Here is a 14,337-nt window from a genome sequence, read left to right as displayed (position 1 = left end):
CGATGGTGCCCGGACTGACGAGGGAGAACATCGGCCTCGAAGCGCTGTCCGGAGTGACGCTGGTCGCGATCGCGATCCCCCTCAACATCGGCTACGCGCAGATCGCCGGGCTGCCGGCGACGGCCGGGCTCTACGCGCTCGTCGTGCCGTCGATCCTGTATGCCCTCACGACGTCCTCGAAGCAGGTGGTCGCGTCCCCGGATGCCGCGGCGGCCGCCCTGGTGGCGTCCTCCGTGGGCGGCCTGGCCGTCGCCGGCAGCGAGGACTACGTGAGCATGGCGTTGGCGCAAGCCGTCATCAGCGGTCTGATGTTCCTTGCCTGCAGCGTGCTCAAGCTGGGCTTCCTGGCCAACTTCCTCTCCAAGCCGATCCTGGTCGGCTTCGTCGGGGGGCTGGCACTCGACATCCTGGTCAGCCAGGTCGCGAAGATGCTGGGCATCAAGATCGACAGCGGTGGCGAGTTCGTCGACAAGGTCTGGCAGTTGGTGACGGGTCTGGACACGCTGAACTGGATCTCGCTCGTCATCTCCGCCACGTCCGTCGCCATCCTGCTCGTCGGTCGGCGGCTCAACAGCTCGGTGCCGTGGGCACTGGTCGTCATGGTGCTCGCCACCATGGCGGTGGTCGGGGCCGACCTGGCGGCCCGGGGCGTCGCCGTACTCGGGAAGGTCCAGGCGGGCCCGCCACAGCTCACGCTGCCGGCCCTGGATCTCAAGCAGTGGATGTCACTCGTCCCCTCGGCCCTGGCCCTGACGATGGTGACCGTCGCCGAAGGCCTGCTCGTCGCTCGAAGCTACGCCGCGAAGAACGGATACCCGACTAACCCCGACCGCGACCTCGCCGCCTTCGGTGTCGGCAACATCGCGTCGGGCTTCACCGGCGGGTTCGCGCTGGGTTCCTCGACGTCACGAACTGCCGCCATGGACCAGGCCGGTTCGCGCACCCAGCTGCCCAGCATCGTGGCCGCCGCCATCACCCTGCTGCTCCTCATGTTCGGTACCGCGGTGCTCGAGGACATCCCCTCCCCAGCGATCGGTGCGGTCGTGGCGGTGGCCGTCTACCCCCTGCTCGGCATCCCCGAGCTGCACGCACTGTGGGGGCTCAACCACGCGGAGTTCGCCGTGGCCGCGGCCTGCTTCCTCGGTGCCCTGCTGCTGGGGCCGATCCCGGGCATCTTCATCGCCTTCGTGCTCGCCCTGGTCAACCTCGCCGCTCGGGCCGCGGCACCCGCCGTCGACGTGCTCAGCGCCGACACGGATGCCTACCACGCGCTGCTGCCCGTGCCGCCCGGGGTGACCATGGCCGCCCCCGGTGTCGTCGTGATGCGGTTCGCGGCGCCGATCTTCTTCGCCAACGTCGGCCAGCTCGACAGCGCGATCCACGCGGCGGTCGAGACAGCCCGGGCGCATCCGGCGCCCGGAGAGGGTGCCGCTCTGAAGCACCTCGTCCTCGACATGGAGGGCGTGACCGACATCGACATCACGGGCGCCGAAGGCTTCACCGAGAGCCGAAACTGGTTGGAAAGCCAGTCGGTGCAGCTGCACTTCAGCCGTGTGCGCCCCGGCGTGGCGGCCCTGCTCAGCCACTACGGCCTCGACGAGGGCACCACCGCGTTCGGCACCAACCGGGCAGCCATCGAGGCGCTTCGCGTGGATCCTGGCCGAGTCTGGCGTTGCCCAGCCCGAGGCACGCCGTCAGCACGGAGGGGAACGGCGAGCCGGGGCCGCCTCGCGTGCGAGGCAGCCCCGGCTCCTCGGGTCAGCGGCCTCTGCGGTCGCGGCGGTCGTCGCGCCGGTCCTCGCGGCGGTCACCACGGCGGTTCACGCCGTGGGCGACCACTGCCGCGCCCCCGACCACTGCTGCAGTTCGGCGCATGCGCCTGCGGGCCATGGGCATGTCAGTCTCCTTCCGTGAGCTGCTCTGCCGACTCGGACTCGAGGTCGGCCTCCATGACGGCCAGGATGGCCTGGGTGGGGATTCGCCCGCTGGCGACCAGCTGGCCGCCGGCGTGGCGGATGGCGGCGCCGACCGGAGCGGCCCACAGGTTCTCCCAGACCAGCACCGCGGCAGAGCTACCGCGCTCGATCGTCACGGCGAGGTCGGTGATGTCCTGTTCGCTGAGCACCATCGCCAGATCGGCCTCGTGACGGCGCAGCTCGCCGAGCTCGGTGTCCTCGAGGTCGGTCGCCTCAAAGACCTCGAACTCACCCTCGTCGTCCTTCTTGATGATCAGCAGGTCCAGCACCCTGACCAGTCCCTTGTCGACCAGGTCCAGGATCGCCGGAGCCACCTCGCCGTTGAACTTGCTCCCGGGGAACTCGACCACGATCCAGTCGACACTCCCCAGGACGTCGGGTGACGCCACCATCGCTTCCTCCATCTCTCGGACGGCACGACCCGAGGGTCGCCACCGTGGTTGTCGGGGCTGTCCGCGTCCACTCCAGTCGACCGCACCCCCTCCGCCGGCGTCTCACCCCGGAGGGGCGAGATACGTGCCGCGGCAGGCGGCCGCCGGTTTCGTCGAGCCGGGCATGTTCGGCGAGTCCGAGGCGACGTCGCCTCATCTCCGGAAGGTGATGCCGCGACCCGCTGGTCGGGGCAGGATGAGGAGCACGGAGCCGGGCACGTCCGGCGTCGTGCGCGCCTGAGGGCGCTCCAGCAACAAAGGTGGCGAACACGGCACCGTGGGGCCAGGAGGCATGGTGATGGACACGCGGAGGGGGCGCCGGTGGCACCGGTGAGTTCCGGTGGGCACGACCCGGGGCAGGGCACCCGCCCGACGACTCCCCGCGCGTTCCACGTCATGTCCAAGCCCACCGGGGCGACCTGCAACCTCGACTGCGAGTACTGCTTCTTCCTCTCCAAGGACGAGCTGTACCCCGGCAGCGGGTTCCGGATGCCGCCCGAGGTACACGAGGCGTACATCGCCCCGGTGCTCGGTGCCCAGCGCGGGGCGGACGAGGTGGTCGTGGCATTCCAAGGCGGCGAGCCGACCATGATGGGCTGGACTTCTTCCGGCGCACGCTCGAGCTCGAGGCGCGGTTCGCGGCACCCGGCCAGCGGGTGCTCAACACCATCCAGACCAACGCCACGCTGCTGTCCGACGAGTGGGCCGCGTTCCTCAAGGAGTACGACTTCCTCATCGGGGTGTCGGTCGACGGGCCGCGCGCCATGCACGACGCCTTCGGGTCGACAAGGGCGGCAAGCCGACGTTCGACCGGGCGATGCGAGGGCTGGACGCCCTGCGCCGGCACGGGGTCGACTGGAACGCCCTGACGACGGTCAACTCGGCCAACGGCCACTCCGGGCTGGAGGTGTACCGGTTCCTGCGCGACGACCTCGGAGCCACGTTCGTGCAGCTGATCCCCATCGTCGAGCGGGTGACCCCGGAGCTGCTGCCGCTCGCCGAGGCGGGGCGGGGTACCCGTGTCGGGAACCGACCGCTGTACCGCAAGGAGGGAGACCGGGTCACCGACCGGACCGTGTCGGCGCAGCAGTGGGGGCGCTTCCTCGTCGAGGTCTTCGAGGAGTGGCCCGCCACGACGTCGGTGACGTCTTCGTGTCGATGTTCGACACATCGCTGGCGCACTGGATGGGCATGGACCAGGTCGGGCTGTGCGTCCACCCCCCGCACCTGTGGGGATGCCGTGGCGCTGGAGCACAACGGCGACCTCTACTCGTGCGACCACTACGTCGAGCCGGGGTACCTCCTCGGCATCATCGCCGAGGGCCCACACTGCTCGAGTCGGTCGACCTGCCGCAGCAGCGGGCGTTCCGCCGGGCGAAGCTGGAGTCGCTGCCGCAGTACTGCCGCTCCTGAGGAGTGCGCTTCGCGTGCAACGGCGGCTGCCCCAAGGACCGCTTCGCGGTGACCCCCGACGGCGAGCCCGGGCTGCACTACCCGTGCGCCGGCTACAAGCAGTTCTTCACCCACGTGGACGGGCCAATGCGGGTCATGGCGGCGCTGGTGCGGCAGGGGCGTGACGCCAGCGGGCTGCGCGACTGGTATGCCGCGCGCGACGCGAAGCGCGACCTGCAGGAGCCATGCACCCGCCGGAGTGGAGAGCGCATCGAGGACTGCCACGGCAGGGTGGCATAAAACGGTCTCGCCACTAAACCGTCACGGCAGCGTCCGGGCTGCAGCTCGGTCCGTAGTAGTCGCCCCCTGGGCGAGGGCGAGCCGGGTGGGGTGACGGTCAATGGCTATGCGTCGTAGGGCACCGTCACGCCCGCCAGTAGCTGGGCTTGTGGCCCAGGCGTTGCAGGGGCCTTCGGCGCGACACCGCCTTCATCGGTCGAATCTCTTCCTGTCCCGAGGGGCGAGGGCTGACAGGCGTCGCGCGATCTCGGCAGTCGGGCTGTCGGCGACGTGTTGATATCGCATCGCATCGCCTCGCCGCGTCGACTCCGTAGGTCGGCCTGAGGTCGCGTCTCGGCGCCCGGGGGCGCGAGTGAATGCATCCCGCCCGTTGCCGCCGACCTGCTGACGTCCCTAGGAGTAGCGCGGCTGGGTGCCCTGTGAGCAAAGTGTTAGCAAGCGTGGATTCCGAGGAGGTGCGCCCACCATGCTGAAACGCTATGACCTGTGGCTTTGCTGGTGGCCAGGGGCGGGGTCGAACCGCCGACCTTCCGATTTTCAGTCGGACGCTCGTACCAACTGAGCTACCTGGCCGAAGCCACCACGACCGGCGCGTCACCGGCGGACCGGTGACCTTCTCGCTCATGATGAGCGACCCCGACGGGACTCGAACCCGCGACCTCCGCCGTGACAGGGCGGCGCGCTAACCAACTGCGCTACGGGGCCTTGCTGGTGTGCAAGACACGCGTATCCCCAACGGGATTCGAACCCGTGCTACCGCCGTGAAAGGGCGGGGTCCTAGGCCGCTAGACGATGGGGACCTGCTCGGCAGATCCCGACGCGCCTAACGCCCTGTCCGTAGGTGACTACGGTCGGATCCGTCGAAGACGTCGCAACTATACGCAAACACCGGGCACAGACCAAACCGAGGTCCCGGCGGCTCCGAATGTTTCACCGAAGCCTGGACAGGGTCCATCATCGGTAGGTCATGACCGAATCCATGGAACAGGCGGTCGCACTCGGTGCCTACGCCGGCACCGTCCTGCTGCCGGTCGCGAAGAACCACGCGGACGAGGGGACCTACCGTGTGATCTCCGGACTCGTCACCGAGCTCTGGGCGGGCCTTCCGCTCGTCCACGACCAGTCGTACGCCGACGAGGGACTGTCCGAGCGGCCGCACGAGAACACGACCACCGCGCGCGCCAGCGCCGACACCGGCGAACAGCCGGAGTCGCCCAGCGACATCGTCCTCGACATCCTCGACATGGTCCGCACGTTCTGGCAGCTGGCCCGCTCCGGCTCCGCGGAGGAGCTCGCGGACGTCTCGTCCTTCCGGCTCGGGGAGATCGCCGCGGGGCTCGATCACGTCTATGCGGTCCGGCACGGCATCCCCGACGCGGAGCGACCGGGCACGTTTGAGTCCGTGGTGCTCGACTGTCTCGACGTCGTGGAGGCGCAGCGCTCTTCCAAGGTCATCCGAGCGATGGGCGACCGGGACCTCTACGAGCACGCAATGACCATCGGCGCACACCTCGCCGAGTGCCTGGAGGAGGGGAGCCCGTGCCGCCTCTTCACCACGAGGCAGCTGGACACTCTCGGCTTCCAGGTCGGGATGCTCCTCACCGCCTCCGGTTTCGAGGTCGTCGGCGAGGACGACACACACCATCCCGGTGCTCGGGTCGAGGTCGTCGACGACGTCGACCTCGCGCAGCGCTGCGTGGCCATCCACTGGCACACCGGCAACGTCCTGCGCCAGCGCTGCTCGGACGCGGTCGTCACAGGCGACTACGACTCCGACGCCTTGCTGCGGGCCGGGGCAGTCTGCCAGGAGATGGGTAAGGCACTCGTGCGTATTCTCACCGCTGCCGGCTTCGAGGCCCGCATCAACGAGGACTTCGGAGCCCACTACGTCGTCGTCACCGGTCTGCGTCAGGCCGGGGACTTCGAGTCCTTCGTCGGCGTCACCCGCGACTGACCCACTCGCGCAGCCGGTCCACGTCCCACGTGGTGATGACCCGGTCCGGCTCGATACCCAGCCGCTCGGCCCGCTCGGCTCCATAGGCCTTCATCTCGAGCTGACCCGGAGCGTGGGCGTCGGAGTCGATGGCGAACAGGCAGCCGATGTCGCGCGCAAGCTCGATGAGCTCGTCGGGCGGGTCGCAGCGCTCGGGGCGACTGTTGATCTCTACCGCTGTGTCGTTCTCCGCGCAGGCCTCGAAGACGACGCGCGCGTCGAACTCGGACTGCGCTCGGGTGCCTCGCGACCCCGTGACGAGCCGGCCGGTGCAGTGGCCGAACACGTTGACCCGGGGGTTGGTGACCGCGGCGACCATGCGGCGGGTCATGGGGGCCTTGTTCATTCGCAGCTTGCTGTGCACAGAGGCCGTCACGAGGTCGAGCCGGCCGAGCATCGCGTCGCTCTGGTCGAGGGACCCGTCGTCGAGGATGTCGACCTCGATCCCCTTGAGGAGGCTGAACGAGTCGCCGAGGTGACCGTCGATCGCCTCGACGACGGCGATCTGCTGGGCCAGGCGCTCGGGGGAGAGCCCGTTGGCGACGCGGAGCCGAGGAGAATGGTCGGTGAGCACCATCCAGCGATGCCCGAGCTCGAGGGCGGTCAGCACCATCTCGTCGATCGGCGACCCCCCGTCGGACCACGTCGAGTGCGTGTGGCAGTCGCCCTGCACCGCACCGAAGAGGGCGGACCCGCCGTCCGCGAGCGGCGCATACCGGTCCTGGAGGGTGGCGAGGTAGGCGGGGAGCGCGCCGGCCACCGCCTCGGCGATCACGCCGGCCGTCGACTTGCCGATGCCCGGCACCGTCTGCAGGGTGCCCTCGTTCGCGTGTCGGGCGACCGCCTCGGGACCGAGCTCGCGGACCGTACCCATCGCCTTGCGGAACGCCTCCACCCGGTACGTGCCGGCCCGTTCCCGCTCGAGGAGGACCGCGATGCGCCGCAGCGCGTCCTCGGGCTCGACGGGCGCAGTCAGTGGCTCCAGAGTGTGCATGGTCGGGACTACCAGGAGGTATGCAGTGGTCGGCCTTCCGCGTACCCTGCGGTCGACTGGATGCCGACGACCGCCCGGTCGGCGAACTCCTCGAGGGTCGTCGCCCCCGCGTACGTGCAGGAGCTCCGCAGACCGGCGATGATCGTGTCGATCAGGTCCTCGACGCTGGGCTTGGCCGGATCGACGTACATCCGCGCCGAGGAGATGCCCTCCTCGAACAGCGACTTGCGGGCCCGGTCGTAGGCGCTGTCCGACGCGGTGCGGCTGCGCACGGCCCGGGAGGAGGCCATCCCGAAGGACTCCTTGTAGAGCCGGCCGTCGCTGTCGGAGTACAGATCGCCCGGGCTCTCGAGCGTGCCGGCGAACCAGGATCCGATCATCACGTTCGAGGCGCCGGCGGCGAGCGCGAGGGCGACGTCGCGCGGATGGCGCACGCCGCCGTCGGCCCAGACGTGGCGGCCGCGCTCGCGGGCGGCGGCGGCACACTCGAGCACAGCGGAGAACTGCGGTCGGCCTACGGCCGTCATCATCCTCGTCGTGCACATCGCGCCGGGGCCGACGCCGACCTTGACGATGTCGGCGCCGGCGTCGATGAGGTCGATCGTGCCCTCGGCCGTCACCACGTTGCCCGCGACGATGGGGACCTGCGGGTCGATGCGACGGACGGCCTGCAGTGCCTCGAGCATCTTCTCCTGGTGACCGTGGGCGGTGTCGACGACGAGGGTGTCGGCGCCGGCCTCGATGAGCTCGGCCGCCTTGGCGGCGACGTCGCCGTTGATGCCCACGGCGGCAGCGATCCGCAGCTGGCCCGAGCCGTCGGTCGCCGGGGTGTACAGGCCCGAGCGCAGCGCCCCCGCACGGGTGAGCACGCCGAGCAGATGCCCCTCGTCGTCGACGACGGGTGCCAGGTGGTGTCGGGCCAGCTCGAGTCGATCGAAGGCATCCTGGGGGGACAGCCCATCGGGCAGCGTGACGAGGTCGGTCGACATCACATCGCGCGCCTGGGCGAAGCGGTCCACCCGGCTCAGGTCGGACTCCGCGACGATGCCGACCGGTCGTGTGCCAGAGTCGTCGAGGACGATGGCCGCTCCGTGGGCGCGCTTGGAGATCAGTGCGTTCACCGAGCCGACGGTGTCGTGCGCCTGGACGGTCACGGCCGTGTCGTGGATGAGGTGAGCCGACTTGACCTGCTCGACGGCCTGGCGGACGACGGGGATCGGGATGTCCTGCGGGATGACCGCCATGGCGCCGCGGCGGGCCACCGTCTCGGCCATCCGCCGGCCCGAGACCGCCGTCATGTTCGCCACGACCAGTGGGATCGTCGTCCCCGTGCCGTCGACGGTGCCCAGGTCCACGTCCAGTCGGCTCGTCACGTCCGAGCGGCTCGGCACCATGAACACGTCGTCGTACGTGAGGTCGTAGGAGGGCTGCAGGCCGCCGAGGAAACGCATGGGGTCAATCTACGGCGCGGAGGTGACCGGTCCCCTGCGACCGACGACGGCGTGGGAACGAAACGACCCGTCCACCGGTTTGGGTGAGACGGACGGGGAGGTGCGCACCGCATACCTCCGACTCCGTCGTCGTCGCACCGCGTCGCGGGTGCGCCCAACGAGTAGGGCAGGATCTAGACCGTGAGCTTCCTCGTGGAGACGCCGGCCGACGAGGCGCGGCGTCGCGGACTTCGGCAGATGCGGTTCGTCGCGACCGCGCTACTCGTCGTGAGTGCGCTGATCTGGCTCGCGACGATCCGGCTCGACCAGAGCGGGGTCTGGGGCTATGTGAACTTCGCCGCCAAGGCGGCCATGGTCGGTGCGCTGGCGGACTGGTTCGCCGTCACGGCGCTCTTCAAACACCCCCTCGGCGTGCCCGTGCCGCACACCGCCCTGGTCAAGAAGCGCAAGGCCGAGCTCGGACGATCCCTCGAGGAGTTCGTCACCCAGAACTTCATGACCGAGGAGATCGCCCGCGACCGGCTCCTCGCAGCCGACGTGCCGAAGCGGCTCGGGGTCTGGCTCGCCCAGCCGGCCCACCGGGAGCGCGCCCTGACCGAGTTCGTGCGGGTCGGCAAGGTGGGGCTGGCGCGGATCAAGGACGAGGACGTCGCCGCGCTGCTCGACGACTTCCTCCTCCCGCGACTCGCCAAGGAGCCCGTCGCCCCGATCGCGGGAACCCTCCTCGAGGGCATCGTCGACGACGGCGTGCACCACGGCCTGGTCGACCTCACGCTCGAGCACCTGCAGGAGTGGCTGCGGGAGAACCCCGACGCCTTCGCGGCCGTCCTCGGCGAGCGCGCCCCCTGGTGGAGCCCGCCGTGGGTCGACGGCAAGGTCATCGGCTGGACCTACAACCAGGTGATCGCCTGGATCGACGACATCCGCAGCAGCCCCCGCCACCCGGCCCGGGTCGCCTTCGACGACCTGCTCCGCCAGCTGTCCTCGGACCTGCAGACCGACCCCGAGGTCATGGAGCGCGCCGAGGCGCTGAAGTCCCGTCTCCTATCGAACCCGCAGGTGAGCGTCTCGCTCGTCAGCCTGTGGGGCTCGTTCAAGACGACCCTGCTCGCGGCCATGGACGACCGGTCCTCGTACTTCTGGCGGCGCGGCGAGGAGCTGCTCGAGCACCTGTCCGGGCGGCTGCAGGACGACGATGAGGTCCGACAGCGGATCGACGGCTTCCTCGGCGACATGGTCGGGTTCTTCGTCAACACCTACGGTGGTGAGCTGGCCCAGGTCATCTCCTACACCGTCGACTCCTGGGACGCCGACGTCGCCTCCAAGCGGATCGAGCTGTTCGTCGGGCGCGACCTGCAGTTCATCCGGATCAACGGCACGATCATCGGCGCCCTCGCCGGCGTCGTCATCCACGCGATCAGCCAGGTCCTCGGTTACTAGGCTGCGAGCATGCGCGCGCAGACCATCGACATCCCCACCTGCACCGGATCGGTCCTCGACCACGGCGCCCACGTGATGGAGTGGCAGCCGCGCGATGAACGGCCGGTGGTCTTCACGAGCGACGCAGCGGTCTACGCGCAGGACACCGCCATCCGCGGCGGCGTGCCCGTCTGCTTCCCGTGGTTCGGTCCGGGGCGGGAGCCGGGCTCCCCGTACGGTCACGGCTTCGCCCGCACGACGACGTGGCACCAGGTCGGCAACGACGTCACCGACGACGCGCAGACCGTCACCTACCGGCTCTCACAGGACGACGCGACGGACGACTACTGGCCCCACGCATACTGGGCGCTGCTCACCGCACGGTTCAGCACGAACCTCACCGTCTCGCTCGCGGTGACCAACCTCGACTCCGTGGCCTTCTCCTACGAGGCGGCCCTACACACCTACCTGTGCGTCGACGACATCCGCCGGGTGCGGATCGAAGGCCTGGACGGCGCGTCCTACGTCGACAAGACCGCCGACATGCAGGTGCGTGAGCAGAGCGGGGACCTCACCTTCTGGCAGGAGACCGACAGCGTGTATGCGTCGCCCGGCCCGGTCCGCGTCCTCGACCCGGTCGCGGGTCGAGAGATCACGGTCTCCACCGAGGGTGCATCGCACATCGTCGTCTGGAACCCATGGGAGGAGAAGGCCGCCGGGCTTCCTGACCTCGGGCCGGGGGAGTGGGAGCGGTTCGTCTGCGTCGAGGCAGGGCGTGTCTTCGACGGGGCCGTGGTCCTCGACCCGGGCGAGTCGCACACGCTGTCCACGACGATCGCGGTCGCGCGACCATGAGCATCCGGTCCCGCGTCGTCGCCACCGTCGCAGTGGCCGCGGGCGCCTACGCCGTGATCCACCGACTCGGTGCGACCTCGGGATCGACGGCCGCCGAGCGCGCGGCTCTGCTTCCCGGCGACGAGCTCATCGCTCAGCCCAGCCTCGTGACCAACCATGCGGCCACGCTCTCGGCGCCTCCGGAGGAGGTGTGGCCGTGGCTGACCCAGGTCGGCTGGCACCGGGGCGGCTGGTACACCCCGCGCTGGGTGGACCGGCTGATCTTCCCCGACAACCTCCCGAGCGCCGACCGGCTCGACCCCGACCTGGTGCGGGACCTGCAGCCGGGCGACCGCATACCCGACGGTCCCCCGGGGACGGCGGAGTTCGTCGTCGAGGTCGCCGACGCGCCCCACACCCTCGTGCTGCACTCGCGCACGCACCTGCCGCCCGGGTGGCAGGAACGATTCGGGGCTTCCCTGGACTGGGTGTGGACGTTCAGCCTCCGGCAGGTCGGGACCGGAGGGACCCGGATGCTGATCCGCAACCGCGGCTGGGTCTCGCCGGCATGGCTCGACCTCGGATACCGGGCATTCATCACGCCGGCCGACCACATCATGACCCGCGGCATGTTCCGGGGCCTCGAGGAGCGCGTGCGCTCCTAACGATTCTGCTCCCGGTTCGTGGTGGTCCTGCTGGATACCTAGCCAGAGGCGGCGGCTGCACCCGACCCGGCAAAGATCTACGACCGGGCCAGGGGAGGGCCGACGGCGGCTCGCCATGCCGCCGCTCGTGCGGGCGACGACCGGCGTCGACGCCGGCGTCAACGGAGGACTTCTTCGACCCGGTGGCCGCAACCGCCGACCACGACGGTCGCACTGCCCTGACGGCGCTCGGCCGACTCTGGGGGATCGTCCTGGTGATGAACCTCATCGGCGGGCTGTGATGGCCCCGTCTTCTCCGTCCCGGGAACCTTGCCGGAGGGTGCTCGCGACGCCCTCGCGATGGTCAGGGAGGACATGGTCGGAAAGAGCGCGTGGGCGACCTTCGCACGCGCGATTGCGGCGGGCACCCTGCTGACTCTGCTGTCGTATCTCCTCAACGCGGGGGCTCGGTCATCAGTCAGATGGTGCTCACGTACACCGTGGGTGTCTTCCTCCCCCTCGGCCCGCTGGACCACGTCGTCGTGTCTGCCCTTCACCTTCTCTTCGGGGGGTGGCTCGGAGCGGGAGTCGGCTACGACGACGCGATCGGCAACGTCGCCCTCGCGACCCCGGGCAATATCATCGGCGGACTGCTCCCGATGACCTTGACGCATGCTGCGCGGCCCAAGGCGTCGCGACGCTCATGACGTGACCCACGCGCCTCACCCCCAACGATGAGCTCGATCGGCTGGCCGAGTCGGCGGAGGGTCAGGTCCCCGACACCCGAGGCGAAGAACCCAGCCTCCCACCGCTGACGGAAAGGTCCATCTCACAGGTCCTGAGCGAGTTCCTGCTCGTGGGGCTCAGTCCCTGAGTGGGGAGCCGACGACGTCGAAGCGAAGGCCGTGCATCTCGCCCGAGAGCAGAGGGCGAGCCTCCTGGATGGCGGCCTGCACACTGCTCAGCTGGAGCGACTCTCGGTGGGCCGTGGCGGACGTCCACAGTTCGACGACGAAGACCGTGTCCGGCTGCTCGTCGTTGACCCCCACCTCGTAGAGCAAGCACCCGGCTGCCTCGAGGTCCGCGCTGCGACGGGTCAGGATCTCGACGAGGCGATCGCGCCCGCCAGGGACCGAACCGAGACTTCCTACGTTGGCGAAGGTCATGGCTCCACTATGGACGACAGTTCTGACAGTCGCGCTGAACCTGGACGGGTGGAGGGTCGGCTGAACCAGGGCTACCGTTTAGAGATGATCACGGCGATCCACACGCTCGTCTACTCAGACGATCCCACGGCGACCAGGGCGTTCTTCAAGGACGTGCTGCAGTGGCCCTTCGTCAGCGAAGGGGATCGCGGTGATGCAGGGACCGGCACCGGCACCGGCGGGCAGGATCCTGCGGACTGGTTGATCTTCCGGACCGGACCGAGCGAGCTCGGGGTGCACCCGACGGTCTGGCAGGTCGACGGCACGGACCACCGCTCAGCGACGCACCATGCCATCGCGGTGATGTGCGACGATCTCGACGCCACCATCGCCGAGCTCTCCGACCGGGGCGCTTCTTTCGCGGGCGATGCGACCGAGATGGGCTTCGGTCGAGGAGCCACGCTGCACGTCCCAGGAGCCGACGACATGCTCCTGTATCAACCCCACCACGCCACGGCCTTCGACCTCGGCGGAGACGCCCCGCCCACGACTCTGGAAGATGATCGTCCGCAGCGTCAGTGAGATCGTCGGTGACGAACGCGACGTCAACGGGAAGGGCTGGAAAAGAGTCGCCGCCTGACTCTGGCCGACGAAGAGATCGGGAACTCGGTTCACGAAACCACTTTCGAGCCGTGTGGAGGACGGGCACGCAGGGGTCACCGTTCCACTTCGCCCGCGCAGCAGGTACTCCGCTGGCATCGGTGAGCCACACGTGGTGCGCCCCCGGACACACGTGAAGGTGCTCTGTGTCTTCGCCCCCGGCACTCCCCGGGACCGAGGACGCTGACCGAGGAGCACCGAGCCCGGGTGCGAGGATGACCGGGTGACCTCCTGGATACCGGACTGGGACGACTTCCCGCCATCGCTCCTGCAGTTCTGGAGCGAACGACACTTGTGCGCCCTGACGACGCTGCGCACGGACGGTACACCCCATGTGACCCCGGTCGGAGTGGCCCTCGATCTCGAGTGGCGGTGCGCGTGGGTCATCACGTCCGAGAGCTCGCGCAAGGCGGTCCACGCGTCAGCCGACCCCAGGGTGTCGGCGTGCCAGGTGGACGGCCGCAGGTGGTCGACGATCGAGGGCAGGGCAGAGGTTCGGTCGGATCCTCGATCGGTTCGCCGCGCGGAGGAGCGGTACGCGTTGCGGTACCGAACGCCCAGGCCGAATCCGAAACGGGTGGCTTTGCGGATCGAGGTCGACCGATTCCTGCGGTCCTCCGGCTTGTCGACGTAGCCCCGCCAAGATGTCTCAGTGGGCCCCGTGGGGCTCGAACCCACAACCTACGGATTAAAAGTCCGCAGCTCTGCCAATTGAGCTAGAGGCCCTGGTGCCCGTGGTGAGTCACCGACGCACCACGGAACACTAGCAACTCGTCATTCTGATCCTTCCGGAGGCGAGCGGACAGACGCTCTAGACTCCGCTCATGCTCATCATCGCTCTGATCCTCTTCGGCATGCTCATCGGCGCCGCCGCCCAGCTCATCCTCGGCGGCGGTCGCACCTCCATCGACTGGACGATGGCCATCGTCGCGGGGCTGGTCGGGTCCTTCGTCGGCGGTCTGCTGATCAGCCTGCTCTCCGGCGATGGACTCGAGCTGCGGGCCAGCGGGATCATCGGCTCCATCGTCGGAGCCGTCATCGTGACCGCGGGCTGGCGCTTCCTCCAGCAACGCCGCAGCGCCTGAGCGCACTCACGCG

The 14,337-nt window shown here is 69.4% G+C and carries 15 protein-coding genes, 4 tRNA genes and 1 pseudogene; 12 read left to right on the top strand and 8 right to left on the bottom strand.

What is annotated here, in order from left to right; translation table 11 throughout:
• Positions 1 to 2: 2 nt before the first annotated feature.
• A pseudogene (locus GA707_RS03920) lies at positions 3 to 1,595 on the top strand (SulP family inorganic anion transporter); the annotation flags it as partial.
• 302 nt (positions 1,596 to 1,897) lie between these two features.
• Here GA707_RS03920 and GA707_RS21090 read toward each other — a convergent pair.
• The gene (locus GA707_RS21090) at positions 1,898 to 2,368 is read right to left on the bottom strand and encodes a DUF6325 family protein (protein ID WP_152177137.1); all 471 of its coding nucleotides are present in this window, start codon (positions 2,366 to 2,368) and stop codon (positions 1,898 to 1,900) included.
• Between the two features lie 695 nt (positions 2,369 to 3,063).
• Between GA707_RS21090 and GA707_RS21085 the strand changes: the two genes are divergently transcribed.
• Genes GA707_RS21085 through GA707_RS21075 form a run of 3 tightly spaced genes read left to right on the top strand, consistent with a single transcriptional unit; the run spans position 3,064 to position 4,099 of the window.
• Positions 3,064 to 3,276: a hypothetical protein gene (locus tag GA707_RS21085; RefSeq protein WP_226963514.1), complete on the top strand. Its 213-nt coding sequence runs from the start codon at positions 3,064 to 3,066 to the stop codon at positions 3,274 to 3,276.
• Positions 3,225 to 3,872, top strand: a complete 648-nt coding sequence (locus GA707_RS21080; protein WP_226963513.1) for a hypothetical protein — start codon at positions 3,225 to 3,227, stop codon at positions 3,870 to 3,872. The genes GA707_RS21085 and GA707_RS21080 overlap by 52 nt, the downstream gene beginning before the upstream one ends.
• On the top strand, positions 3,869 to 4,099 hold the full coding sequence (locus GA707_RS21075; RefSeq protein ID WP_226963512.1) for a hypothetical protein: 231 nt from the start codon (positions 3,869 to 3,871) through the stop codon (positions 4,097 to 4,099). Before GA707_RS21080 ends, GA707_RS21075 begins: the two co-directional genes overlap by 4 nt.
• Before the next feature lie 496 nt (positions 4,100 to 4,595).
• Here GA707_RS21075 and GA707_RS03905 read toward each other — a convergent pair.
• From GA707_RS03905 to GA707_RS03895, 3 genes are all read right to left on the bottom strand, one after another.
• A tRNA-Phe gene (locus GA707_RS03905) sits at positions 4,596 to 4,672 on the bottom strand.
• A gap of 58 nt (positions 4,673 to 4,730) precedes the next feature.
• Positions 4,731 to 4,804, bottom strand: a tRNA-Asp gene (locus GA707_RS03900).
• Between the two features lie 22 nt (positions 4,805 to 4,826).
• Positions 4,827 to 4,899: transfer RNA gene (locus GA707_RS03895), tRNA-Glu, on the bottom strand.
• A 167-nt stretch (positions 4,900 to 5,066) separates the two neighbouring features.
• Between GA707_RS03895 and GA707_RS03890 the strand changes: the two genes are divergently transcribed.
• Positions 5,067 to 6,053 carry a hypothetical protein gene (locus GA707_RS03890; protein ID WP_152177136.1) on the top strand — a complete coding sequence of 329 codons (987 nt, stop codon included), beginning with the start codon at positions 5,067 to 5,069 and terminating at the stop codon, positions 6,051 to 6,053.
• On the opposite strand, the gene GA707_RS03885 is transcribed toward GA707_RS03890, so the two are convergent.
• Both GA707_RS03885 and GA707_RS03880 read right to left on the bottom strand, forming a co-directional pair.
• Positions 6,040 to 7,086 carry a PHP domain-containing protein gene (locus tag GA707_RS03885; protein ID WP_152177135.1) on the bottom strand — a complete coding sequence of 349 codons (1,047 nt, stop codon included), beginning with the start codon at positions 7,084 to 7,086 and terminating at the stop codon, positions 6,040 to 6,042. The genes GA707_RS03890 and GA707_RS03885 overlap by 14 nt on opposite strands.
• 8 nt (positions 7,087 to 7,094) lie before the next feature.
• Positions 7,095 to 8,537, bottom strand: a complete 1,443-nt coding sequence (locus GA707_RS03880) for a GuaB1 family IMP dehydrogenase-related protein (protein ID WP_152177134.1) — start codon at positions 8,535 to 8,537, stop codon at positions 7,095 to 7,097.
• Positions 8,538 to 8,717: 180 nt separating this feature from the next.
• Between GA707_RS03880 and GA707_RS03875 the strand changes: the two genes are divergently transcribed.
• The 4 genes from GA707_RS03875 (at position 8,718) to GA707_RS03860 (ending at position 12,141) form a co-directional block, all read left to right on the top strand.
• Complete coding sequence (locus tag GA707_RS03875) at positions 8,718 to 9,977, top strand: DUF445 domain-containing protein (RefSeq protein WP_152177133.1); 1,260 nt, start codon at positions 8,718 to 8,720, stop codon at positions 9,975 to 9,977.
• 9 nt (positions 9,978 to 9,986) lie between these two features.
• Positions 9,987 to 10,811, top strand: coding sequence for a D-hexose-6-phosphate mutarotase (locus GA707_RS03870; RefSeq protein WP_152177132.1), 825 nt, complete (start codon positions 9,987 to 9,989; stop codon positions 10,809 to 10,811).
• Positions 10,808 to 11,455 carry an SRPBCC domain-containing protein gene (locus GA707_RS03865; RefSeq protein WP_152177131.1) on the top strand — a complete coding sequence of 216 codons (648 nt, stop codon included), beginning with the start codon at positions 10,808 to 10,810 and terminating at the stop codon, positions 11,453 to 11,455. Before GA707_RS03870 ends, GA707_RS03865 begins: the two co-directional genes overlap by 4 nt.
• A 464-nt stretch (positions 11,456 to 11,919) precedes the next feature.
• Entirely contained in the window at positions 11,920 to 12,141 is a 222-nt protein-coding gene (locus GA707_RS03860; RefSeq protein WP_152177130.1) for a hypothetical protein, read from the top strand.
• A 156-nt stretch (positions 12,142 to 12,297) separates the two neighbouring features.
• Here the strand turns inward: GA707_RS03860 and GA707_RS03855 are convergent, their stop codons facing one another.
• Complete coding sequence (locus tag GA707_RS03855; RefSeq protein WP_152177129.1) at positions 12,298 to 12,600, bottom strand: putative quinol monooxygenase; 303 nt, start codon at positions 12,598 to 12,600, stop codon at positions 12,298 to 12,300.
• A gap of 84 nt (positions 12,601 to 12,684) precedes the next feature.
• On the opposite strand from GA707_RS03855, the gene GA707_RS03850 reads away from it, so the two are divergent.
• Together GA707_RS03850 and GA707_RS03845 are read left to right on the top strand one after the other, a co-directional pair.
• The gene (locus GA707_RS03850) at positions 12,685 to 13,161 is read left to right on the top strand and encodes a VOC family protein (protein WP_152177128.1); all 477 of its coding nucleotides are present in this window, start codon (positions 12,685 to 12,687) and stop codon (positions 13,159 to 13,161) included.
• Positions 13,162 to 13,462: 301 nt separating this feature from the next.
• Positions 13,463 to 13,873 carry a PPOX class F420-dependent oxidoreductase gene (locus tag GA707_RS03845; protein WP_152177127.1) on the top strand — a complete coding sequence of 137 codons (411 nt, stop codon included), beginning with the start codon at positions 13,463 to 13,465 and terminating at the stop codon, positions 13,871 to 13,873.
• Between the two features lie 19 nt (positions 13,874 to 13,892).
• On the opposite strand, the gene GA707_RS03840 is transcribed toward GA707_RS03845, so the two are convergent.
• Positions 13,893 to 13,965: transfer RNA gene (locus GA707_RS03840), tRNA-Lys, on the bottom strand.
• A 98-nt stretch (positions 13,966 to 14,063) separates the two neighbouring features.
• Here GA707_RS03840 and GA707_RS03835 point away from each other — a divergent pair.
• On the top strand, positions 14,064 to 14,324 hold the full coding sequence (locus GA707_RS03835; protein WP_152177126.1) for a GlsB/YeaQ/YmgE family stress response membrane protein: 261 nt from the start codon (positions 14,064 to 14,066) through the stop codon (positions 14,322 to 14,324).
• The last annotated feature ends 13 nt before the right edge of the window (positions 14,325 to 14,337 follow it).

The sequence above is a fragment of the Nostocoides sp. F2B08 genome, from assembly GCF_009184895.1.
Taxonomy (GTDB): domain Bacteria; phylum Actinomycetota; class Actinomycetes; order Actinomycetales; family Dermatophilaceae; genus F2B08.
This window is presented reverse-complemented; position numbering and strand designations above follow the sequence as displayed.